This is a genomic window from Peribacillus sp. P4_C12 (genome assembly GCF_056402095.1).
This window is the reverse complement of record NZ_JBFUIB010000013.1, coordinates 1-26,475: the sequence shown is the minus strand read 5'-3', so window position 1 is coordinate 26,475 and position 26,475 is coordinate 1. Positions and strand designations below refer to the sequence as shown.

The window sequence follows — 26,475 nt, the reverse complement described above, 5'->3', positions numbered from 1 at the left end:
ATTAAATTAAGAAATCGAAAAAGCACAATGAAATTGTCAATAATTTCATTGTGCTTTTTCGTTAAAGATTGGAATTTTTATTCAAGAAATCAATAAAGTTTTTCACAGTAGAGAGTTTTAAAGAATCCTGGTTATACATTAACCATGTATTTCTTAACACCGGCTTCCCATTTTTGTAGGATAACCCGTATGTATGCAAGTTATCTGAAGGCTGCAGGCATATTTCCGGCAGAATAGAAACACCAAGATCATTTTTGACCATCTCTTTGCACGTCTCCTGCCGATCTGTTTCCATAGTTACAAATGGTGGCTCCGGGAATCTATCATGCCACCAGCCATTTATTAAGTTTTTTAAAGAACTGTCGGTTTTATAATTTATGAATGGAAGTTCTGGCAAGTTATCCAAGTCTACCTCTTTCTTAGAAATTAAACAAAGTCTTTCTTTATGCAGTAGCGATTTGATTCCATACCATTCATAGTTTCCACGCAGAATGCCTAATTGAACACTAGAGGAATCCAGAAGATGCATGATTTCTGTACTCCAGCCTGTATTCACATTAAATTGTACATGAGGATATTGTGTTGAAAACTTTTTCAATATTTCTGGTAGTTTATATTGGGCAAAGTTGCTGGAAACGCCAAGCCTTAACGTTCCTCTTACCTCATTTTTCATATTCAGCATATAATCTTTCGTTTTTTGCAACTTTTTCACCATTTCTTCCGCATAGCCCGCTAAATGTATCCCTTCGGAAGTAAACTCAATACCTCCTTTTATTTTGAAAAATAAGTTCGTGCTAAATTCTTTTTCTAAATTTTTAAGCCGATACGTTAACGCCGGCTGCGATATATATAAACGCTCTGCGGCACGGCTAATGTTTTTTTCTTCATATAGTATCCTTATCGCAATCCAATCTTTTTCGTCCACTTAACCATCTCCCACTTTTCGATTATAAGTTTTTTTATCATTTTTATTAAAAAAATATGTATTTTACTTATTACAGAACTTATCATACTATATTCCCAATGGAACCGGTAGTGCTATAAATATTGGGTTGAGAAAAGGTGGTTATACAATGAAAGTACCAGTAGTTGTAATGCGCGGCGGGACAAGTAAAGGTGTGTTCCTTAACTTTGAACATATGCCTTCGAATCGCTCACACTGGGAAGGTTTCTTACTTGACGTGATGGGCAGTCCGGATCGGAGACAGATTGATGGTCTTGGAGGAGCGAATTCATTGACAAGTAAAGCAGCGATTATCAAAAAATCGGATTCACCAGAATTCGATGTGGAATATACATTTGCGCAGATCAGCATCGATAATCAAATGGTTGATTTTAAAGGGAATTGTGGTAATATTTCATCTGCTGTAGGACCTTACGCAATTGAGCACGGAATAGTTCCGGCAAAAGAACCTGTTACAACGGTGAGAATTTTTAACTCGAATACACAAAAATTGATAATTGCAGAAGTAGAGGTTGAAAATGGACAAGTGAAAACAGAAGGTAGCTGCTCAATTCCAGGCGTGCCTGGTAAAGGATCACCTATCTATCTTTCTTTTACTCGTGCTGAAGGAGCAGTCACAGGAAAACTATTCCCTACAGGAAATCCGATTGACATGATTAAAACGAAGGATCGACTGATTCAAGTTTCAATTATTGATGTTGCTAATCCACTTGTTTTTGTAAGGGCACAGGATATTGGTCTAAACGGAAGCGAATTGCCCACTGAATATTCACAGGAAAAATTAAATGAACTAGAGGAAATCCGGTCGATTGCAGCTGAAATGTGTCAATTTTCCGATAAGAAATCAGCAACTGTCCAATCTCCTGCTGTGCCTAAAATGACTCTAATTGCTCCTCCTATGGATTACGTCGACCTAAACGGATCGGAAAGAAAAGCGTCAGAGATGGATTTGATGATCAGAATGATGTCGATGCAAAAGCCCCATCAAGCGCTTGCTATTACAGGAGCAATCTGTGCAACTGCAGGAGCTTACTTACAGGAAACGATTTTATCTGAGATGGTGAACATCAAACAGGAAATTTTTCGATTAGCCCACCCGGCGGGGATAATGGAAACAAAAGTTGATTTTTTGGCAGGACACATACGCGCTATTAAAGTGGTACGCACAGCGAGAATCATTTTAGAGGGTTACGTGTACACGAAAAAAAATTACGAGCTTTCCTATCAATTAGCTTGATTTGAATTGATTTGCAAATTACGCAAAAAAAATTATCTATCACTTGGAGGCTTTGCAATGTGGGTCATCACTGTCTTTTTAAAAGGAAATATTAAAATTTTTGAATTTGACACAGAAAAAGAAGCGAAAGAACTTTTCAAAAATATGAAAGGCACTAAAATTCTTTCCGAAATAGTTTACTTCAATGATCCTTGTTTTGTATAAGTGAGTTTTCAATAGAGCCCAGACTCTAATGTATCTCCAACTAACCGATGCCTACAAAATTCAATAATAAAATAGGGTTGAGAATAGATGAAAATTTTCCGGAGGGAGCGTTCACCCTTATACAATTTAGGATATAGATACTGAATCCAGATTTTCATGGTTACTAGAGTATTAAACAAAAAGAAAACTAATTGTTATCTTTCATCCTTGTTATAGGGAAAAGTATCCACAAACCAACCCATTATTTATTGACTGGCCACCCTTTTTCACAGGCTCAATTTTAGCATCAATCGGAGCATAGGAAGAACACCTATATATTATAATCATACAAAATAATTGATAACTGGTAACTGTTGATAAGTCAGCACTGACTTCATGCGCGATAATGCCCAGCTGATCTATTCAGCTGGTGCTAAAATCGAATAACTATAATAGATGAAAAATCATATTGTCTGGCTATCAGGACGCCTAAAGCTATACAATCACTACATCTGAAAAAACTGCAATAGATAAACTGTTACTAAGGTTGACTAAAACTCATATCCCTATATGATATGAGTTTTAATCAATGCATAAAGACTTTTAATATTTAAAGTACCAAACAGCCAAGAACTTTTTTAAGCCTTGGCTGTTTTTTATTCTTCTATTTAATGTATCCCTAGAATTTTTGGACACATTCTTATCTAATTAACTATGCAATGAAAAGACTCAATGATTATTGATCGCTTCAACCTTTTCTTGAATATAGTGGGCTGCGGATGAACCAGCTAATTTTCCAAAGACTGCTCCAGACATTAACCCGGATCCACCAGGATAGTTTTCATAAAAAATCCCCCCAATCATTTCACCAGCCGCAAAGAGACCTTTTATCGGTTGTTCTTCTTTGTTTAACACATGACCCGTAGCATCTACATGCAAACCACCGAACGAGAAGGTGATTCCGCACGTTACAGGGAAAGCATAGAATGGCCCTTGCTCAATTCGAAGTGCCCAGTTGGATTTAGGAGGGGTAATTCCTTTCGTTCCTTTGCCATCTTTCTCTGCGGGTCTATACTCGCCACCTTGTACTGCACTGTTATATTCTTCGATCGTTTTAAGGAATTGTGTTTGATTGACCGGCAGGAAACTAGCCAACTCTTCAAGTGTATCTGCTTTATAAATAGTCGCTTCTTCAAGGTCATATTCTTTACGCAGCATCGGGCGTACCTGTGCATCATAAATTTGATATGCCACATGTCCAGGCTGTTTTAATACCTCACGGCCGTATTTGGCATAGGTGTAATTTCGCAAATCTGCTCCTTCATCAACAAAACGTTTCCCTTCATTATTAAGCATGACGCTGTACGGATAAGAATGCTTTTTAAAAATATCTCCCGGCTTCGTGAAGTCTCCTACTTTTGGCGCGTTATAATCTGTCCCAATTGAATGACATCCAGACCACTGCCCAAATTTTTGAGCCCCGACTGCCATAGCCATGGAGATGCCGTCTCCTGTGTTGAACTCGGTTCCACGAACAATCGCCGCTTCCCATTCTTCACCAATATTTTCACTTCTCATTTTCTTATTGGCTTCAAAGCCGCCACAAGCCAAAATCACACCGGATGTCTGAACTGTTACCATTGTATGATCCTTCTCAACAACGACACCGGATATTGTGTTATTCTCTGATACAAGCTCCACAGCACGTGAATCGTACCAAACGTCGATGCCAATTTCTTCTGTCCGCGCAAAGAGCTGTCTCATTAAGCCAACGCCTTTATCTTCCGTTTTGATAGGCAGTCCTCCCCAGAAATTGCGCTTGCCATCTTGTACGAAAGATTGATTTTCATAATTCAATTCAAATTTTATTCCCTGATCACGCATCCACGCAATTGTTTCATACGATTTAGTAACTAGCTGTTTTGCTAATTCAGGATTACTTTGTCCACCTGTTACTCGCATTAGATCATCTAAATAATCAGATTCAGCGTATTCAGGCATAACAATTAACTCGGCTTCTACGTCTGTTAATTCAGGTATAACTTTTCTGATTGCGTCTAAATTATTGTATGCAACACGTATGGCTCCATCTGTGAAGAAAGAGTTTCCTCCACGCTTTTCCACTGGTCCTCGTTCTAATACAAGAACTCTAGCACCGACCTCTTTTGCTGAGATTGCCGCACATAAAGCTGCGTTTCCTGCCCCCACTACAACTACATCATAATTTTGTACATTTGCCATTCTTACCCCTCCTGCTAAGTAGTGATAACTCTTCATGTAAATAATAAGTGAAAATAAAGAATAAAAATAATATTGTTTTTTTATTTATTGACATAAAAAAAATTTATGAATAAATACTAGAAACATTTAGTGAGATTATTGATTTACACAAAAAAAGATAGATTTCTTTCATTCATTAGTTGTATTATACTTTTAGAAATCAAATAAATTATTGCTATTTTTAATTAGCTATAAATATTTTTTATGAAGAAAGGAGAAAAATATTATGGATGAAAAAGACTGGCATATATTAATTACTCTTCATGAAGAAAGAAATATAACAAAGGCAGCACAACGACTATTTATTTCGCAGCCAGCTTTAACCTACCGTATAAAACAGCTAGAAAAAGAATTTAAAACAAATTTAATCTCTAGAGGAAAAAGAGGTATCGAGTTTACTGTTAAAGGCGAATATCTGGTTCAATATTCAAGAGATATGAGTAACCAGTTACGAGATGCAAAAGAACATATTTCAAATTTGGATGAAAAAGTAAAAGGAACTTTACGTTTGGGTGTATCTGGCTTGTTTGCCCGATATAAACTACCAGTATTATTAAAAGAATTTCTAACCCTGTATCCAGATGTTGAAATTAGTTTGAAAACTGGATGGAGTTCTGAAATTCATCAAATGCTTAAAAAAGAAGAAGCACACCTCGGGATAGTTAGAGGTCCTTACAAATGGCAGGAAAATAAAGTGTTATTTCAAGAAGAAAAGATTTGCATTGCTTCCAGTAAAAAAATTGAATTAAAAGATCTTCCTTTTCTTCCTAGAGTGAATTATCAAACAGACCAATCGTTAAAACTAACTATTGAAAACTGGTGGCAGGAAACATTTACAGTACCACCTAAGGTTTCAATGGAGGTAGATCGGATAGAAACATGTAAAGAAATGGTTCTTAATGGTTTAGGATATGCCATTTTACCAGAAATCTGTATTAAGAATGATGAACCACTGTATACTTTCCCCATTGTATTAAGCGATAATAGCTATTTGCTTAGAGAAACTTGGATTTTTTATCGGGATGTCACTATGGATTTGGCTCAAGTAAAAGCATTTATTGATTTTCTATATGATTCTAAACAAAGGAAACAAGACGAAACGAAATAAATCTAATACAAAGGAAGAGAATTAATATGAAAAAGTGGGATTTAAATAACGTAAGCAGGGGAATCCAATTATTAGCTGCACTTGTAACTGCTTTTATTGGAGGCGGCCTTTTCTCTCTTATCAGGTTGCCAATCCCCTGGCTTCTAGGTCCAATGGCAGCCCTATTAATTGCTTCACGCTTCAAAAACGTTAAATTAATTTGGCCCGTTTCGATTAGAAATACAGGATTAATTATTGTGGGTTATTCAATTGGCATCTCCTTTACCAAGAGCTCATTTTCTGACATGATTAGTCACCTTCCCTCAATGTTGATCCTTACAACTTTAATTGTCCTTGTGTGTGTATGTTCGGCTTTTGTCATGTCAAAACTTACCGGTATTGACTATCCTACCTCCTTAACAAGCAGTATTCCTGGAGGGTTGTCACAAATCGTTGTGTTTGCAGAAGAAATGAAAGGGATTGATATTACAACAGTAACCTTTTTCCATGTTACAAGAGTGATCATGGTTGTTTTCTTAGTTCCCTTTTTAATTTCCAGTCCCCTTTTTGCATCGGAAAGTACCAATGGCTCAACTAGAATAATGGATAACGTTATTCCACAGTGGAGTGAATTATTTCCACTTATCTTTCTGTTCGCGCTTATTTGTTTTCTCGCAGCAAGAATAGGTAAAATAATCAAATTTCCAGCACCTTACTTTTTAGGACCAGTAATCGTTACTGCTGCAATAAGCCTTTTTGGTTTGCAGGGACCCCCGCTTCCCCCTTCCCTTCTTGATATATCTCAATTTATGGTTGGCGGTTATATCGGTTTACTATTAAAACCGGAACAACTCGACAACAAAAAGAAAACCATATTATTGGCTTTGATGAACGGGCTAATTTTGATCTGCGCAACAATGTTTTTCAGTTTTCTACTGACCCAGTATTATGATTTATCATCTATTACGGGTTTTTTAAGTTTAGCCCCTGGTGGAATGGATCAAATGGGAATCATTTCACATGAAGTCAATGCTGATGTATCTACTGTTACCAGCTATCAACTATTTCGGTTGGCTTTTATTTATATCGCCGTTCCTCCATTACTCAGATTGGTATTAAAATTAAGTTTAAGAAAAAAAGACAAGAACAGTAATTCAGTAAAACTAAATGTTAAATAAAAAGGAGGGATCTTTGCTCAAAGGCACTGAAAAAGTCTGATTCATAAAGAAAAGAAGATCATCATCTATAATTTAGATGATGACCTTCTTTATAAAACTAAATGTAGCATTTAATTTTAAAAACTTTAGTTAGGAATCACTTTTCCAGTGGCTTTCATTGCTCTATTCCCCATTCTTTTTTAAAGAATAAATTATTTTGATAACAATACAAAAAAAATATGTATTTAACTTATTGCTCTCTCTGTATTAACCTTTATTAAAGAAAAGCGCATAAGCATAGTGTAAAACTTATTAATCTACCAGTTTTTTTCTGAAAATTCACAAAATTATTTCTAAGTCATCCGGAGATTAATTGAAAGCGCATTCAAAAGTAGGGAGGGGATTTAATAATGTTTCTTACAATTTTAGGTACTTCCATGGTTATCGTTTTTACCTATTTAATTATGTCCAAACGTTTATCACCCATTGTTGCTTTAACTTTAGTTCCGATCGTGTTTGCAGGAGTTGGTGGTTTTGGAAGTAAAATTGGCACTATGATGATGGAAGGCATTAAGCTAGTCGCTCCTTCTGCAGCTCTATTATTATTCGCCATATTGTTTTTTGGTATTATGATAGACACGGGCTTATTTGACCCACTTATCAAAAAGCTATTAGAAGTTGTCAAGGGAGATCCTGTCAAAATTTCGATGGGTACCACAATTCTTGCATTACTCGTGGCCCTTGATGGAGACGGTACAACAACGTATATCATTACTGTTTCAGCTATGTATCCACTTTATAAACGAATCGGTATGAATCCATTGGTTTTAGCCACAGTAGCCATGCTAGCTTTAAGTGTTATGAGTGGTATGACCCCCTGGGGTGGACCTGCTACCCGAGCAATAGCAGTATTGGGACTTGATGCATCCGAATTTTTTGTTCCACTTATTCCTACCATGATCGGTGGTGCTTTTTGGGTTATTTTCGTCGCATTTATTTTAGGAACAAAAGAACGTAAACGACTGGGTGTAATACACATAGAAGAGTTAAATATTGAAATAGCTGCTACTGTAGAAAATGAAGCCACTGAGATAGTCCCACACATTGACATTAAACGTCCTCATTTATTGTGGGTTAACTTATTTATTGTAGTAGGCATTATGGTCATTCTTATTATGGGATTGGTACCTTCTCCTATTTTATTTTTGGTCGGTTTCGCTATTGCTTTAATGATTAACTACCCCAATCTGGAAATGCAAAAAAGTCGCATCTTAGCACACTCTGGAAACGCCTTGATTGTTGTTCTGTTAGTTTTTGCGGCAGGAGTATTTGCAGGAATCTTTTCCGGTACAAAAATGGTTGATGCTATTGCTAATGGAATGGTTTCGATAATACCTGCTTCACTAGGTCAATTTTTTCCTGTCATTGTTGGCATTACAAGTATGCCATTCACTTTCGTTTTATCGAATGATGCCTATTATTTTGGAGTTCTCCCTATTCTTGCAGAAGCAGCTTCAGCCTATGGAATCAGTCCGTTAGAAATTGCTCGGGCTTCTATATTGGGACAACCCGCTCATTTAATGAGTCCACTTGTTGCATCAACCATTCTATTAGTTGGTATGGTTGATAAAGACCTTGGAGAATATCAGAAATTCGCATACAAATGGGCCATCTTGACATCGTTAATCTTAACAGTATTAGCTATAATTAGTGGTGCCATTTCTTTTATGTAAATTATAAAAGTCCTTGTATACTTGTTTGCAAGGACTTTTGTGGCATTTTTCAGCTAGATAGTTTTTTGATACAACTTTGTTGACAGGTAAAGTTCTATGTTTATAATTTCAGTCGATTTATTTAAAAAAAGACCCTATTAAGGTCTCAATGATTGTGATTGATTTAAGAACCCTCTAATTTCATCATAGGTTCATGAAAAAATTGAAATGATCCAACGTTTGCAGTGATAACCGGTGTTCAAGTCTTGCTTTGTTTTCATTTCCTCCCCTCCATTCCTTTATGTCCATAATTGAAACCATTAAATAAGATTGGAAAACTGAAGTATTTACTGATATTATGTGGATCTGTTGATAAGAGAATGTCAAATCCATGAGCAGAAATGGGAACAGCTGGTTAAGTCCATGCCTTTCTACATCGTTGAGTATGTTTACAATAAATTGGATACCCGGCCCCCTTCTACCCTTTTGAATTACGTTCTTTGCTGCAAGTAATGGTCATCTGACTAAATCACAATTCTTGTCTGTCAGACATAAGACAACCTGTGTTCTGTTATTTTATGCAGGGTCGCCTATAAACTTCCCCATATTTTGGTTATAAATATGTCAAAGAAGCGTATATTCGATTTAAAACAATATCTTTTATGAATTGACATATAGTGGTAAATGCATTATTCTTGTGTTGACTGATTTAATCAATCATAAAAAGGAGATTTAGCTTATGGAAAACAATCTTCGAATGGGAAAAGCAATCGTTATCGGAGGCAGTATGGCAGGTTTGATGACTGCTCGCGTATTGGCGGATGTTTATGGAGAAGTGCTTGTTATTGATAAAGATAAATATCCGGAACATCCGGCTGACCGGGCTGGCGTACCTCACGGTTTCCAGCCGCATCGATTCACAAATCGCGGCAAAATGATTACGGAAAATCTGTTTCCCGGTTACGAAGAGGAGTTGGCCGCACTTGGCTCGCCTTCCTCGCTCAATAAGACAGCGCATATTATGAATCAGTATGGGATCGTCAGCGGACCTTATATGCGCAATGATTATAAATTCAGCCGCGCCGTGCTTGAATGGATCATTCGCGGACGCGTGAGCGCGAGTCCGAATGTGAGGTTTCTTCAAGGGCATGACGTACTTGAACTCATTGCAGCTCCAGACTGTTCAGCCATTACCGGAGTACGGGTCCGGGAGCGGAAAGTTGCCGGAGAAGAAAGTGTCCGGATGGCCGACCTGATCGTCGATGCCAGCGGCCGAACCTCCCGGCTGCCAGAGTGGCTGGAGAGCCTGGGGTACGAAGTGCCGAAGCCCGATCTGATGAAGACGGCCATCGGGTACAGCACCCGCCGCTATACATTGCCGCCTGCAATGCGACATCTGGCCGAAGAGTGGGATGTCGTCAACATTATGGGCCAGCCGGAGAACAACACCTTTACAGGCGTCTTCTCCTTCATTGAGAATCAAGTCGCCGAACTGCTGCTGTACCGTCCCGGAGGGCAATTTCCTCCTACAGATGCGGAGGCGTTCGAACAAACGGTGGCCGGGCTGCCGTCTTCCCTGATCGCGGAAATCGTCAAGGATTTGGAACCTGTCGGCAACCCGCGGGGCTTTCGTGTAGCGGAATTATACCGCCGCCATTATGAACAGGTTCACCATTGGCCTGCTGGCCTGCTCGTCCTTGGTGATGCTTACTGCATCTATGATCCGATTTTCGGTCAAGGGATGACGGTTGCGGCAATCGAAGCGGAAATACTGCAATCCTCTTTGCGGGAGCAGCTTAGCGATCCGAAGCCGCAGTTTGAAAAGCGGGTACTTAAACGAATGCAGCGTGAAGCCATTACGCCTGCCTGGTGGCTGAACTGTGCGGCGGATTTACAGTGGGAGGGCGTTGAATATGAAGCCGGGTCAGAACCGCTTGAAGGGATAGATTTTTGCCGAAAGGTGATGGATATGCTGCTTAAAGAGGGCACGGTGAATCACAACTTTCAGCTTTACGGCATGTATTGGGGAGTAAACACATTGTCTGTTCCGCTTGGTGAGCTGTTCAATCCGCAAATGATCAGAGCGGTGCTGGAAGCATCGGACGAAGGAAAGGAAATCCTCGCCGAGCTGCTGGAGCAGCATCATCGGCCGCTTGAAGAAATACTGGAAAAGATCATTCCACGATAAGAGAAGCCGTACATTCCGTAAAAATAAAGCACTTGCCGCCTGCAATGAGGTGATAGGTGCTTTATTTGCTAATCATCCTCATCAGCATTTCGATATCCGGGATGCGAAACTGCCGTTCATCCACCGATCCCACCATCATCACTCCGGTTAGTACCGTCAGGAAGCCGGCAATCAATTCTCCCGGATCCCCAGGTGCAATCGTCCCATCCCTTTGTCCCTCTTCGAACAAAGGCCGAAGGATGCTAACATAATCGTCCAACGTGTATTGGTTGATCAATATTCTCGCTTCTTCAGGCACGCCATCGGACGTTCTTGCCTGATAAATCAGCTGAAAATACGGGGCTCCTTCCTCATCCATCATTTCTTCAACCAATTTTCTGATTTTATCATAAGCGGTTCCCGGAAGGGATGTAACGAACGACATGGCTTCCTGCGCACCCTCTATAGCACCTTTGACAAGCGTAACGAAAAGCTCTTCCTTGGATTTGAAATAATGGTACACTAGGCCATGGCTAATGCCTGCTTCCTTCACGATCATACTCATTTTGGTTCCGGCAACGCCGCGTCTGGAAAATACGCTTAAGGCAGCGGCCAGAATCTGTTCCCTGCGCTCATCGCGGATCTGGATTAGCTGCTCTTCATTTAATGGTGCCACGCTGCACCCGCCCCCTTCGAGTTCATATCATTAACATTCCTTATATTGATCAAGTCAGTCAAAATTAAAAATACAGCATTTTATTTTTACAGTCAACCTATTTCTCACATTCTCGACCCAAAAAGAGACGCAGGAGGTGGATAAATTAAATTGCAGATAAGAAAAAGTTTTAATAACATTGTCCCCTGTGTTTATTACAGGGTCATGGTATGATATCGTTCACGTACAAGGAAGTCTCCTAACTGCTGAATTTATTGTGAGAACAGTAGCTATAGTTATAGGACTGATTGTAATATATGATGGTATTAATATCCCAAGCGTTTGAAGCCTTTACGGAAACTACAAAAGCACCAATAAAAACGGATATGTGAACTAATAAGAAAAGCAGTTGTCATCAACGACAACTGGACTTTTAGGGAAAAGCCCCTTAAATGAAATTCTCGACTTTCTGAGTGTGAATGGAGGAATGACATATGAATATGAAAAAAGCCGACCTTTATTGGTCGGCTTCTTCAAATTTGATTCCTATTTCTGGGGAATGATAGCTATTTTGAGGACTCTAATTATGGTCCAGACGACAAAACGAGAAAAACTATGATAATACATTCTATGAAAAATAAAGCCTCGAACGCTTAGAATCTTCAAGGATCTCATATCTTAATCAACTAACGCACTCGTTTGTTTAAGTACATTTATTCACATACTATGTTTTACAAGATAGATTTCATCATTTCCTTGTTAACTAGTAAATAAATTAAAACAATAAAAGCTACCGCTGGCATCGTGTGGCGAAGCGTTCGTTGTAGTCGTCAAATTGTGAGACAAGGAAGCGTTCTAACGACGATTCGTTTGGGAACTGTTCCTTGCGTTTCGTGTACTTTTTAATTTGTTTATTAAACGATTCGATTAAGTTCGTGAAATAAATATTGCGCCAGATGGCTACAAATAGCATTACCAGTAAAATATACCATTAAGTAACTTAGAAATTCAATGCATGAAACAACTCTTACAAGCTAATAATACGGGTCTTCTTTAATTTACGTCAATTGTCGACTCCGACTTTCCACCATATTAAAAAATAATCAGTGACTTATCTACTAAGAGGTAATAATAAGAGGATATTTTACATAACAAAACCAATGTATACCTTAGTTCTTTGGTTGGTAGGTCTCCTTATTTAGCATTTTCTTATTTGATAATTTCTAGCTGTTAAGTTTGTAGCAAGTGTTTTCAATCCTATCCTTTTACCTAGTCGTAATTGTATATAGTTGCTGTTCTATCCACTTACTGATACTGATTCCTTCTTGTTCTGCTAAGTTTGAAATTGTTTCTAACAATTCGATAGGTAATTCAAAACTAGTTTTTCTATTTGGACTACGTAATATCAAAGTATCATCTTCATGGTGCATTTCTCCATTAATTAAATATGGTAAAATATCAGCAATACCAAACACCTCGGATTTTAACGGCTTTTCCCCTGCCTTGATGTAGAGTAAAACTGTTTCACTTTGTTCTCTAAGTCGAATATTTTCCGCTCCCCAAATTCCATATAAATAGTCCATGAAGGGATAAAAAACAACTTCATTTTTGGGTACCTGAAGCTCAACATATCCTTTATAATCCAAAGTAGATTGATGGATCGAATAGGATGGCTTTAAGGCATAATTGTTCATTCCTTCTTCATACGTCAACCACTTTTGGATATTGGGTAAGTAGAAACCCCATACTTTTTCTTCATTTCGTATAACACGGGCCTCTGGTATTTTATTCGAATGAAACCTTTGATATAAAACAATATCATTTTTCGAATCATAATATTCATATTTTTTCGGTCTCTGTATTTCAGATGGTTTGAGTGATTTTTCTGCATCCTGATAGGCTGTTTCCGAAATTACATAAGTGATTCTTTCATCTCCATAAGGGACAGCCTCAGCTTTTATTGACCCATCTTGTATATACTTATAAACACTTTGTACAGATAACCCCAATTTCTTTGCAACCTCATTGGGACTCATGCCAGTAGGTAAAGATTGTTTTTCATAGACTAATCGATCCACTTCCTCTTTTTGATAACGGGCCTCTTTATGTAATCGATGTGGATCCAGAATTTTAATGATTTTCTTCTGCTTTCCATAATGGTAGACCGTTGCCTTGGATACGCCTAATAAATCAGCTACCTCCTTTTGTGTATACCATTCCACTTTATTCCCCTCCCATCCTTCTTGCTTATCCGTTCCTGTAATTAAAACATCCCGTTGGTTGCCATTCGTTAATTCCTCATGATACAGGACTGCTTCCGCCTGGCCAAATTTTACACGATATTGGAGACGGGGGTGTTCGATCACTTCCAAAATCTCACCTTCTTTTTTTTCAAATTGTTTAAAGTAGTAAAAACTCTCTGGGTCTTCTTCTTCCGTACATGTTGGGAGAACATAAACCGTTTCCCCCATTTCATAAGAGGCAGTCTGCGTGTTTTTTTCATGGTTTAGTTTATTCATTATTTGTCTCTTCACCTTTTATCTTTTATTGTTATATATCTTTCTATCTAATGATTAACTATTTAGTTCATATATCTATCATAATAAATAATATTGATATAAATAAGTATAATTGTAAATTCCTTTTATATAAACATTATAGATATAATATTTGAATTTAACAATATTATTATAATTTTCGAATCTAGTTATGTAATAATTATGGTTAACATAAATAAATGTAGGATTTATTTATGTCATTCATAATTATTTATATCTTGTAATTTGTTATAATGTAATTACTATTTATTAAAATGTATCTAATAAATATAGACTTTATCTTATTGATAGTTAGAATATAAAAGTGAGGGATTAAAGTATGCATGAACTGATAGAGAAAACGAAAGAGATTCAGAGTAGTGCATGGAAAAAAAGTCTTTCAGAAATTTCAATCCACACGTTACAAGAACGATTAGATACGACAGAAAAGAATGGGCATCATCCTTTTTCCGATTTTAGCGATGCAGAAATGCTACAGTGGTTTCTTCAAAGGCGGGAGCATTTAAAACAGCAACATGAAAAGTCCACCCGCACCGTCCAAGCCTATGAGCGAGAACTTATTCAATTTATTGAACAATTACTCACTTATTCGGTGGAAATCCATGTAGACTTGGAAAAAGTTGTGGACGGTTCCCTCTTTAAATCTCTATCTACCCGGCACATTCGAAGATATCAGGAATGGTTATCAGAAAAAAGCCCCTATGTCTTATCAAAAGGAGCGTATTCCGTTGCCACATTATCCAGAAAGACAGCCATCATTAAGAGTTTTTTGAAATTCCTGTTCGAATCAGGCTATATCACGGAACCCATTCATGAAGGTTTCTTTAAGGTAAGTATTCGTAAAGATGATCGGCCGAACCGTGATTTGGGACCTAAGGAAGTCATTCAGCTACTTGATTACTTCAGGGAAATCCACCACCCCATCATTTTTTCGATTATTCATATCCTAACGATGACAGGCATGCGTAATGAAGAGTTTACAAGACTCCGAGTCAAGGATCTTCAATATGATTCCATTACCAGCACGTATTTTTTAGAGGTCCTAGGTAAAGGAAATAAAAGAAGGCAAATACCCTTGAAAGAAAAAGGAATGAATAGTATTCGAATGTTCCGTTCAGCTAGAGGAATCGACGATATAGATGCAGCAGAAGGAGACGACCCGCTCTTTACGACCAATACCGGCCGTGCCTACTCTCCCTCTTATTTGTCTCAATACATAACAAAAGCCATTAAAGAGAGTGGATTGCCTTTTTTGAAGTTTCGTTCTTCTTCCATTGGTCCTCATACATTTAGGCATGCTTTTGCCATCATTTCTCACTTAAATGGAGTAGATGTCTATCAGATTATGAAGAGTCTGGGCCATGAGCAACTATCCACTACAGAAATTTATTTGGAGAAGGTTTTTGAAAAAGAACGCCATGCGATTCATTTGTGGAAATCAGATGTGTTTGGAGAGTATATATAATAGAAGAAACTCGTCATATTTAGAGAAGTTTTTGCTGAATTTTTGGACTTCAATTGACTTAAAAGATCCATTTCTAAAATGGTTTAAAGGTTGAAGATATGAAAAATGGACGAGATTTAATAATAGATATGTCCACACCTTGCAAGTAGTTTATTCAGACGTCTATACAGACTTCCAGATAGGTTTAATAATTATTAAAAAATTAAATTATTAGGTAAAGTGAATAACGTCTTATACAGCTTTCTATGACCAAAAGAAGTGCTACCTATTGTTATAGGGAACATTCTGACCTAAAAAAATTAAGCCAGGCGTTGCTGGAGCAGCAATTGTTGGCGGAATTGCTTCTTTCAGTATTCACGGATGGGGCTGGATGGTTATGGCAATGCTTGGAACATCTTTATCAATATTTATGCGACCACTTTTCGGCCTAGAAAACCCGAAACCAATATATTCAATTTGTTAATGAGATTGTTCGTTTTAGTTCATAACAGTTTCCATCCCTTTGAATTAATGGAGTCTGTTTCTTCTAAAAAATTTTCCATTAATCTCCTTTGACACCATTAATCGAATAGCTCACTACAATGTTTGCATTAATTTCGATAATTGAATAGCACGGACCACTTTATCTTTTGGCAATTCCCCTTCCAGTAAATAATGGATATGATAATCGGTAAAACGTTTTGGATGATTTTGTAGAATGTAGGGAATTACCATTGTGGGTGAAAGTTAAAAAGTTAATCCATTTTCAAAACTGCCTTCATAAAGTAAAGATAACCTTTATATTTCTAAATTTTGATGCTGAGATTCGCTCTACAGCGAAATTAACTTTTGTTTTATGGATAATGGTTCATTCGTTTTAATATAGAAGGTTTAAGAAACACACTATTTTACGAGATATCTTATTGTATATCTATATAAAGGGGCCACTTAGTGAAATCGATTGATCTCAATGTAAAAAATATCTTGGCGCGTTAGGATTGAACGAAAATGAATTCGCTGCCCATAGCCTCCGTAGTATGCTATCTACGAGTGCAGCAATGACGGGAATGGCCGATATTGCTATCATGAAACAGACAGGACATAAAACGAGGGAGATGGTCGATCGTTATGTTCAGTCTGGGACACGCTATAATAATAACGCCAGTTGCATCATGAAGAATATATAAGGTAAAAGACCCATTCTTTTACCTTATATAATAGAAGAAACTCGTCAAAGATTATATGATTTTTCTATTTGTGATTGAAATAAATTAGTGTATCTAGGAAGCTTTGTAATAAAATAATTGGGCAATGGGTTTGGAAAATAAATTTATTTTTGACTGAGAGTTAATCTAAGACAATGGAATAAGTATTTGCAAATTAAAATCCTAGTAAATGTCAATACCGGTGTACTTTTCCGATCTTACTAAATACGAATAGTGAGTATTTAGCTATTTTGGGATGCCAATTAAAATATATATTCTATCGAGGTGTATTTTAAAATAAACAAAATCTTTACAAAGGTTCTTCCGACAGTGCTCAGATACCTACAACATTTTGAACTAGTAAAGGATAGAAAAATGGGACTGAAACTACGGAGTTTTGAAGTTAGACAGTGCCCAAGCAACTATATTGTCGAAACACAAGAAAGCTAGTCCCCTTCTTGTCATTCGAAATCCAGACTTAGCCTTATCATCTATTTTTTAGTGAACATTCCCCCCCATTTATCAAGGTATACGTTAAAAAACACCAATGAATTGTTCTTTTCTGACTTTGCCTCTTTACAAGGAAAAAACCATGGCTTCATATAAAGATAATAACCCAAGCTGGTCTAATCTAGATTATTTTGCTATCTCAAAAAGACCAGACTAAACTTGTTCATCATTTCTATGATAAAACCCCTATCATCTGCTTAAGCTACTTACAAAAAAAGAACCATTTCATTAAGAAATGATTCTTCCTAGACTAAAATATCTCAGGTGAGAGCTTGTGTACCACACCACCACATTCCAAAACAATGGATATATGGGGATGTTTAGAAATGTTCAATTTATTTTCTGTTTCAGTAAACAATGATTGGTATTTATCATCTTTTGATTTTTTAGCTCTTCTGATTCTAATAATCCCCTAATAGTATTTTCAATATTCATTCCAAGTCGTTTACTATCCGGTAGTCGACGGCATAGTGGTTTTAATATCTAAAGTCGTCAGAATAAAATCAAATCACGGATTTCAAAATAAACTTGTGCTGTGAAGTGGTTGGAGGCGTGCTTTCGGATCCATATAAGCCTTTGCGTTGTTAACGGCAGTAGGTGCTTCACCGAAACCACTTGCGATAAGCTTCACTTTCCCTTCATATGTACAAATGTCTCCAGCAGCATATATTCCCTCGATGTTTGTTTCCATTTTGCTATTTACGACAATAGAATTTTTCTCGATTTCTAGACCCCAGGTTTTGATGGGTCCTAATGAAGAAACAAATCCATAGTTCACTATAACATTATCAACATCCAATATTTCTTTACGATTGCCTTTTACTTCTTCTAAAACTACTTGCTCAATTCTTTCACCACCAGTTAATTCCTTTGGAATAAAAGGAGTGCGTACGTCCACTTTTGAGTTATAAAGATTTTCAATACTATGTTCATGAGCACGGAACTTATCTCGCCTATGAACTAGTGATACTTTTTCGGCAATTGGTTCAAGCATAAGAGCCCAGTCCACTGCTGAATCTCCGCCTCCACATACAAGTACTCTTTGTCCAGCAAATGTATTCAGGTCATTTATAAAATAATGAAGGTTACTATTCTCAAAATGAGAGGCTTCCTCAAGTTCGATTTTTCGAGGTTGAAATGCACCGTTTCCAGCAGTAATCACAATCGTTTTTGAATAATGTACTTCATTGTTTGTAGTTAATTTAAATACTCCATCTACTTGTTTTTCAACCGTTTCAACAGCTTGTTCAAGGCAGATTGTCGATTCAAACTTAGTCATTTGTTCCTTTAAATTGTCAATTAACTCTTGTGCTCGGACCTTAGGGAATCCAGCAACATCATAAATGTACTTTTCAGGATATAATGCTGTAAGTTGTCCACCAAGTTGTGGCAAGCTTTCAATTATTTTTACAGTCGCTTGACGCATTCCTCCATAGAAAGCAGTAAACAATCCTACTGGACCACCACCTATGATGGTTATATCGTATACTTTAGTGTCTTCTTTCACAAATATCCCTCCATTTAAGTGTTTTTGATTATAAAACTCATTAACAATAAGGAACCGTCCTCCACCAATACAACCATTGGATCCCTTAACAAAAGGCACCTGTCTTCTACAACAGATGCCTTTTTTATCAAATCACCAATTTATAAGTATCTGTTATTCGACTTCCTCCCCGATTGACTCTAAAACGTAATTGTAAAATCGAGAAACATGATGCTCAATTGGAACTAAGATTCCGCCATTTTTGTAAGCTTTTGATCCCATGTTTTCTTGACACCATTGACAAGCTTCAAAATCTTGCTCATTTACACGATGGAATAATTCAACTGCGTCCAGTGGATCAAAATCTGGTTTGGCCATTTCTTCTGGATCAAATAGCCAATCACAAATCACAATCGATCGATCCGTACTAATCGGAATAATCCGGTGAGTAATCACATGATCCGGCGTTAAGTTGATGAATACATGAGGAATAATGGTCATTCCATAATAGATACGGTCATCTTCAGGAAGCAACCCTTTTAACATTGGCCGAGATCCTTTTCCACTTATGGAGAAAGCCTCCAAATTTTCATTAAATTCTGCTCCTATACCGACTGCGTTTTGTGTTCCCATGCCTGATTTGAATTCAGGAAGTGCTGCTGTCAATTCAGGGTGAATGGCAGAGCAATGGTAACATTCCTGGAAGTTTTCTACAATGATTTTCCAGTTTGCTTTCACATCATACTCTTTGCGATGAGCGACTCTTAGATTTTGAATTTGATATCTACCAAATGTCTCAAGTTCACCGAAACGATCAAAAATTTGTGTGTCTAATTGTTGTTCAACCGGCATTGGATTTTCAGAAAAGTTCACCCAGATCATACCATGCCATGTTTGAAGGTGCACTTCCTCTAATCCGTAGCTATCATTATTTATTAACTCTTCACGACATTCACTCGATTTGGGTACTCCAAGTAAGGAACCGTCAAGTCCATAACTCCAAGAATGATATGGACATCGGATGATCCCTGTCTTTCCAGAAGGGTCGCTGCAGAGTGTTGCTCCACGATGACGACATACGTTTAAGAAAGCCCGCAGCACACGGTCTTTTCCCCTAACAATCAGAATATTTTCGCCTTCAACCTTCGTTGTAATGTACTGGCCTGGCTCCGCTACCTCATACTCATAATCAACGAAAAGCCAAGATTTCGCAAAAATATTCTTTTTTTCTAGTTCAAAAACCTCCGGGGATGTATAATATTCTCCTTTTAAGGTAGATCTGACTTTCCCTTTATCATTTAAGATACTCTGATCCATTGCCATCTATTATTCCTCCTTGGTCCTTTTGGAATCATGTAACGTTAGTCTGACACAAGGTGTTTTATCTATTGTCAAAAACTTACTGATAGGCAAAACGCTGCGGACTGAATAAATCAATGGGATGATTTGTTTTTCCATCTATCACTAAATCCGCTAATATTTCCCCTACAACACTTGCAAACTTAAATCCATGTCCAGAAAATCCAGCTGCAACTGCCACTTGCGGATGATTCGGATGCGCAGAAATTACAAAATGTTCGTCTGGTGTGTTTGTATACATACATGTTTTTCCTTGTAAAAAGCGTCCGTTTAATTGTGGAATGCCTTGGGCCAGATACTCTCTCATCATGTCCACTTCATCGCTATGCACATTTCGGTCAATGGTTTCTGGTGTACACGGTTTTCCCTTGCGGAAAAAGGCGACTTTTGCTCCTTCTGCACCTATTCCTACAGAAGGGAAACCATATAATTGCACATTGTCATCTGCTTCCCATATATAAATCGGTTGATTTCCAACACGGAACGGCTCAATTCCTCTTGTTGGCTCAAAGAACATTTGAATATGACGCTCTACTTGTAAGTTTACCCCTAAGTCTTTCAAAATCTGTGGTGCCCAGGCTCCTGCAGAAATGACCACTTTTCCAGCTTCATATGTCCCGTTATTTGTCACAACACGGACACCTTCACCAGAAGGATGGGCTTCCCACGATTGAACAGATTCGAAGAATCGAAGGTCGGCACCGTGCTTCTCTGCATGAAGAAGATGGGTGTATACACTACGTTCTGGTCTGACAAATCCAGCCTTTTCTTCGTATAATGCGATTGTGTTAGGTGATGGGTTAAACACCGGGAAACGTCCGCGAATATCATTTGCCTCCAGCACTTCGTAAGCAAGGTCCCACTGTTTCGAACTTTTAATACTACCGGATACAGTTAAACTATCTGGAGGACCCATCATTAATCCTCCCGTAACCGTCATAATCTCTTCTCCGCTTTCTCGCTTAATCTCATCCCATAATTCGTATGCACGAAGTAATAATGGAACATAAGCTGGATCTTCAAAATAAGATTGTCGAATGATCCGTGATCCGCCGTGACTAGATCCTTGATCATGTGCGGGCCCAAACTGCTCAAGCCCAAGCACACGTTGACCTCTCTTTGCTAATTGATAAGCAGCTGTACTGCCCATGGCTCCTAATCCGATAACAATTACATCATAATGTGTTGACATATATAATCCTCCTGGCTGTTTTTGATTTTATTGATGAGCCCTCACAGCGGATTGGCTAATTCTTGTTGCTGTATATCGTTTCCCAAAGTATTCAATACTCAATGGGCTACTTTTATGGACAGTTTCAGGTGATAACAGGGCATACACAATCCCCTTACCAAAGCGGTATGCATAGCCCGCACTTGTTACAAAACCAGCTACTTCATCTTCATCAAATACTGGTTCATATCCCATAACAACCATTGAAGGATCATCAAGAAGTAATGGCGTTAACAATAGGTTAGGTCCATTTGCCTTGCGATCAAGCAATGCTTGTTTCCCAATGAAAGTAGGTTTGTTAAGGTCGACCAAATGGTCGAGTCCTACTTCATAAGGATTATGTTCACTCCAAAAGTCCTTACCGTTTCTTAGTGAAAGTGACTCGATTCTAAGACTTTCAAGTGCACGATCTCCTGCAGCAATGATCTGATGGTGGCGTCCTGCTTCAAATAGGACATCCCATAACTTTAATCCTTGATCGGATGTTGTGAATAGCTCCCATCTTTCTGTTCCGGCATAGGAATCGTACACTGCGAGAACTGGAACATTCCCGATAAATCCTTCTTTGGCTTGTCCAATCTCCCATTCACTTTTTACAAAAGTCTGGGAATCAAGAGAATTCATTATTTCGCTCGCCTTACCACCTATTACGCTAAGACCGCACATTCCGTTCGTTAGATCTTGAATCACAACCCGACTGGATACAGGTACTTGTTTTTTAATCCAGCTAGCTTCAACTGCTCCTGTGCAAAGAACAAAGAATGTTGAAGCTGCGGTACGAATCACTTTTATTTCATCTTTTATACCAGCTAATTCATGAAGCATCAGTGTACTCGTCACCTGTCCGATTGGAATATCAATTGCGCTTGTTGTGAGGTGTTGTAGAAACTCTAGCGCTCCTTCTCCACTGATTTCCAACCGTTTTTTCACTGCTGTCACATCATAAATTCCAGCATATTGACGAGTATGCAGATGTTCAGCTTCGATTATTGGTGACCAATACTGGGCAGCCCATCCTTTGCGCTCCAAGATGCTTTTTTCATACGTTGCTACAAGCGAATCATTTGCTTCAAACCATTGTGGCTGTTCCCAGCCCGATTTTTCGTTAAAATAAGCCCCTAATGATTGTTGACGCATATAATATGGACTTACACGCATGTCGCGTGATGTTTCCGGCTGCATGAACGGATGATGAATATCGTATACTTTTTCATAATTTTCAATAGAGCGTTTCTTATAATAAGCGGGGCTTTGTGCATAAGTGTCAAAACGATTAATATCACACAGCTCCAAATCGAGGGTTGGTGCTCCATTTACAATCCATTCAGCCATTTCTTTCCCAACACCGGCTGAATGAGTTACCCAGATAGCTTCTGCCGCCCAAAAACCACGAACTTTTTGTGATTCTCCTAGTAGTGGCATCCCATCTGGTGTAAAAGAGAATATTCCGTTTATTCCTCTTTTCACGCCGGCTTGTTTTAATGCTGGAAAGAGTTCCTGAGCATCTTCCCATGGCTTTTCAAAATCTTCAGGTGTAAAAGGCTTTACAGATGGCATTTCTTTCGCTTCGCCATACTTCGTAATTTCACTGACCTCAACAGGCAATGGTCGATGTTGATAAGAACCAATTCCTATCCCATTGAATACTTGGCGATAATACATAGCACTATCCTGATGACGGATAATAGGCATTGATACTTCTTCCGTTTCAGCAGCAAGTTCTTGTAAGTCATTCGAAAATACATATTGATGAGCGATTGGTTGAAGAGGAATGGTGACTCCTACCATTTCTCCAATACGAGGTCCCCAGAATCCGGCACAGCAAATGATCAAGTCCGCTTCAAATCGTCCAGCACTTGTTTCCACTGCTTTTACTTGACCATCCACTACCTCGATGTCCATCACTTCTGTGTGACCGTAAAACTCAGTCCCGCAAGATTTAGCAAAATGAGCCATTTGGTCAACAGCCCGAAGGGGTTTGGCAATTCCATCTGATGGTACATACAGTCCGCCATAAATGTTGTCTGTGTTGAGTAGCGAACTTTTTTGGGCACATTCTTCTGGTGAAAGAACAAATGCCTCCATTCCCCATGATTTTGCAACGCCTGCTTTTCGTTTCAAATCGTCTAAACGTTCCTGAGTATTTGCAACTTCAAGACTTCCTACCGAATAGAAAGAGGGTTGACCTTCATGACTTAACTCTTTGAACGCTTCTACTGTTTGAGAGGCCAAAGTTGTTAGCACTTTGGAAAAACCAAGTTGAAACACAAGCCCTGGAGCATGCGATGTGGACCCCCCTGTTTCAAATAACGGCCCTTGTTCAATAACAGTTATGTTTCGCTGCCCCATTTTATTTAAATAATAGGCTGTACTACATCCAACAACACCTGCACCTATGATGACAATTTTCTTTTGTCCCATAACTTCCCTTCCCACTCCCCTCTTTTACCTACATAGTAACTAGTTGGGTTATTCTTAATATGTTATAAGGATTACTATGTTCACATTCAATAACGATTGCTCCTTGCATACCAAAAGAAGTTGAAAATTGACCTACTAAAAACGTTGACTGATTTTTCTAATTGACCTGAACGATTACACTAAAAAAATAATTGTTGTACAATGTTCCTTTTTAAATTTTTACATAATAGCATTGTTTACAGACTGATAAGCTGAAATTTAAAATGGGGCAGTCTTTTGTAATCTTGAGGAAGTAGCAAGATGTATTCTAGGAGGATGGTAAACTTTTTTACTTTGAAAATCTGCATAAGGATTTACTTACACTTCTAGTTCTTTGAATCTTAAATCACCAAGAAAGGTTTCTGAATAATATAAGCTTTTAAATTCAATCTTCTGTACAGAAAACTCTCCTATTTCAACTCCATAATTTTATTAAATAATCATGATTACTTAATAATTAAGATAATTATATTACCGTTTTTTAACAAAGTAAATAATATTTTAAATATTTTAAATATTTTAAATATAGATTAGTGATAATCATTGTAAGCGCTTACTAAAATAGTGGGTGAATTAGTTGAATAACATTGATTGGGTAATGTAAGTTATATCAAATACTAATATTTTTGCTTACCATTTCGCTTATGATCATTTAGGTGATAGTAGGAAGACAGCTCAAAATTTTAAAATGTTTACCTACACATTAGGAATCTATCTTAACCAATTTTATGTACAAGCTTAAGAAAAAACCTATTAGGAAAATTCTTAAGCTTCAATCTGGACATTATTTTATTAGGTATGGTGGAAAGCATGGGGACCGTTTTTAGGGAGCTTCAGGAAGTACAATCAAAGGGTTTGTTTTAGATGCATTAAAATTTATTCCAGGCTTATCCTGCCGATTCGGCTAAGGAATTGCTCTGAGTTCTTATATCTGTCTTGCAGTTATTAAGAAGCACCCTGCATCATTTGCAGCAGCATTTCCATTTAGCATTCTTATGATTTATGTCACAAAAGTCGAAACAAGAAGTCGTTTGATTTATCAATTATTGTTTAAAGAATGGTATTACGAATATGATTAACAGTTACTTCTGCTGCTTCATCAACAGTATAAGTAGATCTATTATTGATAAACATGGTAAGCATGCCCTGCCAGATTAAATAATGACTTTCTGCGATCCGTTCAGCATTCATCTCTTGAATGTATCCTTCGCTGATACATTGATTAAAGGCAATAAGAGTTCTCTTAGATAAATTAGATTCTAAAAGCATTGGCTTTATATCATCTGGAAATGCTACCAAATCAGTCGGGGAATATTCGTAATATTTTGTCAGGTTAATCGGGTGAGTACCTAAATTAGCCGAAAATACCGCATAGTAGATTTGTGGAGATTCAAAAGAATATTTACAAAAACATTCCCAAATCAAAAAATATCTTTCCAAGGGTGTTCTTGCTCTCAAAAGATAAGTTGGTAATGCATCCGTGTATTTTTTTACAAATCTCATAGAAGCAAAGAAAATGAGGTGGGATAAGTCTTCAAAGTAGTTATAAATCGTTGCACTGTTATAACCTGCTAAATCAGCGATTTTTCTTATAGTAACTCTATCAATTCCCTCATCTGTGATAATTTCAGCAGTTGCATTAATAAAGTAAGACATCATTCGGACAGTTTGCGTTTCTTTATTTTTTTCTGTTTGTTTTTTCATATTTAACACCTCGATTTTATGATAATTAATTTTGAGTGTAACATAAAAATGCATTCTATAGCAGCAATGAAGGATCCTATAAGGATCTCATTTATGAGAGGGCATATGGAAATTAGCGGATCTTAATTTTTTCCTATTATTTGAATATATCCCAATAACGCTTAAATATTATTATTCTACTTTTATTTGTAACTGTATTTCTTGCTATTTTTAAGGATTTTAAAGGGTCTATAACTAAAATCCTTTTTATTTTGTAATAATGTTTATTTGGGGGGAGCCAATCAAATAGACTTTCTGTAGTGTAGTATAATCATACAGATAAGAAAAATTAAGCTTATTTTAATAGTTTTTTTCGAAAGTGTATTTTTAAAAATTTTTAGATAATTTATCAAAATCACATTTTCTTCTAATTTTGATTATGGTATTATCATGATTAGATATCGTTAAAAGTAGAAATTAAAATAATGTAAGCGCTTACTTATAGATAGGAGGAAACAGAGAATGTAAAAATAATGTTTTCATTACTTCACAATAGATTTTAAGAGTATTAATTTTACTTACTGCATTATTTACTAAGCTAGTAATAAACCTTGAGTATCTTTAGAATAATTCGATTAAAAAATAAGCAGAAAAGGGATGCAGCACACAACCGAATACTCAGGAGCCACTTTTATCGAAGTAGGAGGAGTTAATTTGAGTAAAAAGAGGATAAACAAAAATTTCGTTTTTTATGTTTCAGTCCTATTAACGGTTGCTTTTATTATTTGGGGGACCTTTTTTACAAAGAGTCTCTCAACGATTACCACTGCCCTTTATAATAGTACCATTGACTACTTTGGGTGGATTTATCTTGGATCTGCCCTCTTTTTTGTACTATTTTCTGTTTATTTATTATTCTCTAAATATGGTCATATTAGGTTGGGGAAGGAAACAGACAAACCAGAATTTAAGACAGCATCATGGTTAGCTATGCTTTTTGGTGCAGGTTCGGGAGTAGGAATTGTCTTTTGGAGTGTTGCAGAACCTGTATTTCATTATACGAGTCCACCTACTGGAGAAGGACATACAGAAGCAGC

General features: G+C 37.4%; 17 protein-coding genes and 3 pseudogenes. 9 read left to right on the top strand and 11 right to left on the bottom strand.

Annotated features, from left to right (window positions below):
- Positions 1-61: 61 nt before the first annotated feature.
- Positions 62-925, bottom strand: a complete 864-nt coding sequence (locus AC1DUW_RS05070; RefSeq protein ID WP_201225513.1) for a LysR family transcriptional regulator — start codon at positions 923-925, stop codon at positions 62-64.
- A gap of 148 nt (positions 926-1,073) precedes the next feature.
- Between AC1DUW_RS05070 and AC1DUW_RS05065 the strand changes: the two genes are divergently transcribed.
- Both AC1DUW_RS05065 and AC1DUW_RS05060 read left to right on the top strand, forming a co-directional pair.
- Positions 1,074-2,201 carry a 2-methylaconitate cis-trans isomerase PrpF family protein gene (locus tag AC1DUW_RS05065; RefSeq protein ID WP_376183955.1) on the top strand — a complete coding sequence of 376 codons (1,128 nt, stop codon included), beginning with the start codon at positions 1,074-1,076 and terminating at the stop codon, positions 2,199-2,201.
- A gap of 57 nt (positions 2,202-2,258) precedes the next feature.
- A complete protein-coding gene (locus tag AC1DUW_RS05060) occupies positions 2,259-2,405 on the top strand; it encodes a hypothetical protein (RefSeq protein WP_164468794.1) in 147 nt (48 codons plus the stop codon).
- 708 nt (positions 2,406-3,113) lie between these two features.
- Here the strand turns inward: AC1DUW_RS05060 and tcuA are convergent.
- Positions 3,114-4,625 (bottom strand): FAD-dependent tricarballylate dehydrogenase TcuA, encoded by a 1,512-nt coding sequence (tcuA, locus tag AC1DUW_RS05055; RefSeq protein WP_477642129.1) that lies wholly within the window; start codon positions 4,623-4,625, stop codon positions 3,114-3,116.
- A 265-nt stretch (positions 4,626-4,890) separates the two neighbouring features.
- On the opposite strand from tcuA, the gene AC1DUW_RS05050 reads away from it, so the two are divergent.
- From AC1DUW_RS05050 to AC1DUW_RS05035, 4 genes are all read left to right on the top strand, one after another.
- The gene (locus AC1DUW_RS05050; protein ID WP_477642128.1) at positions 4,891-5,772 is read left to right on the top strand and encodes a LysR family transcriptional regulator; all 882 of its coding nucleotides are present in this window, start codon (positions 4,891-4,893) and stop codon (positions 5,770-5,772) included.
- A 26-nt stretch (positions 5,773-5,798) separates the two neighbouring features.
- Complete coding sequence (locus AC1DUW_RS05045; RefSeq protein ID WP_477642127.1) at positions 5,799-6,929, top strand: AbrB family transcriptional regulator; 1,131 nt, start codon at positions 5,799-5,801, stop codon at positions 6,927-6,929.
- Between the two features lie 389 nt (positions 6,930-7,318).
- Positions 7,319-8,641 carry a CitMHS family transporter gene (locus AC1DUW_RS05040; protein ID WP_477642126.1) on the top strand — a complete coding sequence of 441 codons (1,323 nt, stop codon included), beginning with the start codon at positions 7,319-7,321 and terminating at the stop codon, positions 8,639-8,641.
- A gap of 718 nt (positions 8,642-9,359) precedes the next feature.
- Positions 9,360-10,808, top strand: a complete 1,449-nt coding sequence (locus AC1DUW_RS05035; protein ID WP_477642125.1) for an NAD(P)/FAD-dependent oxidoreductase — start codon at positions 9,360-9,362, stop codon at positions 10,806-10,808.
- A gap of 61 nt (positions 10,809-10,869) precedes the next feature.
- Here AC1DUW_RS05035 and AC1DUW_RS05030 read toward each other — a convergent pair whose 3' ends face one another.
- From AC1DUW_RS05030 to AC1DUW_RS05020, 3 genes and pseudogenes are all read right to left on the bottom strand, one after another.
- Entirely contained in the window at positions 10,870-11,463 is a 594-nt protein-coding gene (locus AC1DUW_RS05030; RefSeq protein ID WP_452446385.1) for a TetR/AcrR family transcriptional regulator, read from the bottom strand.
- A gap of 769 nt (positions 11,464-12,232) precedes the next feature.
- Positions 12,233-12,403, bottom strand: a pseudogene (locus tag AC1DUW_RS05025) (transposase); the annotation flags it as partial.
- Between the two features lie 304 nt (positions 12,404-12,707).
- Complete coding sequence (locus AC1DUW_RS05020; protein ID WP_477642124.1) at positions 12,708-13,961, bottom strand: helix-turn-helix domain-containing protein; 1,254 nt, start codon at positions 13,959-13,961, stop codon at positions 12,708-12,710.
- A gap of 358 nt (positions 13,962-14,319) precedes the next feature.
- Between AC1DUW_RS05020 and AC1DUW_RS05015 the strand changes: the two genes are divergently transcribed.
- Positions 14,320-15,465, top strand: coding sequence for a tyrosine-type recombinase/integrase (locus AC1DUW_RS05015; RefSeq protein WP_477642123.1), 1,146 nt, complete (start codon positions 14,320-14,322; stop codon positions 15,463-15,465).
- A gap of 541 nt (positions 15,466-16,006) precedes the next feature.
- On the opposite strand, the pseudogene AC1DUW_RS05010 reads toward AC1DUW_RS05015, so the two are convergent.
- Positions 16,007-16,155 (bottom strand): annotated as a pseudogene (locus tag AC1DUW_RS05010) (OsmC family protein); the annotation flags it as partial.
- Between the two features lie 275 nt (positions 16,156-16,430).
- On the opposite strand from AC1DUW_RS05010, the pseudogene AC1DUW_RS05005 reads away from it, so the two are divergent.
- Positions 16,431-16,631 (top strand): annotated as a pseudogene (locus AC1DUW_RS05005) (hypothetical protein); the annotation flags it as partial.
- A gap of 1,045 nt (positions 16,632-17,676) precedes the next feature.
- On the opposite strand, the gene yumC reads toward AC1DUW_RS05005, so the two are convergent.
- The 5 genes from yumC to AC1DUW_RS04980 form a co-directional block, all read right to left on the bottom strand.
- Positions 17,677-18,666 carry a ferredoxin--NADP reductase 2 gene (gene yumC / locus AC1DUW_RS05000; protein WP_477642122.1) on the bottom strand — a complete coding sequence of 330 codons (990 nt, stop codon included), beginning with the start codon at positions 18,664-18,666 and terminating at the stop codon, positions 17,677-17,679.
- Between the two features lie 153 nt (positions 18,667-18,819).
- Positions 18,820-19,968 carry an aromatic ring-hydroxylating oxygenase subunit alpha gene (locus AC1DUW_RS04995; protein WP_477642121.1) on the bottom strand — a complete coding sequence of 383 codons (1,149 nt, stop codon included), beginning with the start codon at positions 19,966-19,968 and terminating at the stop codon, positions 18,820-18,822.
- A gap of 76 nt (positions 19,969-20,044) precedes the next feature.
- On the bottom strand, positions 20,045-21,196 hold the full coding sequence (gene solA / locus AC1DUW_RS04990; protein ID WP_477642120.1) for an N-methyl-L-tryptophan oxidase: 1,152 nt from the start codon (positions 21,194-21,196) through the stop codon (positions 20,045-20,047).
- A 27-nt stretch (positions 21,197-21,223) separates the two neighbouring features.
- The gene (locus AC1DUW_RS04985) at positions 21,224-23,656 is read right to left on the bottom strand and encodes a GcvT family protein (protein ID WP_477642119.1); all 2,433 of its coding nucleotides are present in this window, start codon (positions 23,654-23,656) and stop codon (positions 21,224-21,226) included.
- A gap of 1,089 nt (positions 23,657-24,745) precedes the next feature.
- Positions 24,746-25,399, bottom strand: coding sequence for a TetR/AcrR family transcriptional regulator (locus tag AC1DUW_RS04980; RefSeq protein WP_340452418.1), 654 nt, complete (start codon positions 25,397-25,399; stop codon positions 24,746-24,748).
- Positions 25,400-26,092: 693 nt separating this feature from the next.
- Between AC1DUW_RS04980 and AC1DUW_RS04975 the strand changes: the two genes are divergently transcribed.
- A partial coding sequence (locus tag AC1DUW_RS04975) for a BCCT family transporter (protein WP_477642118.1) occupies positions 26,093-26,475 on the top strand: 383 nt, incomplete at its 3' end.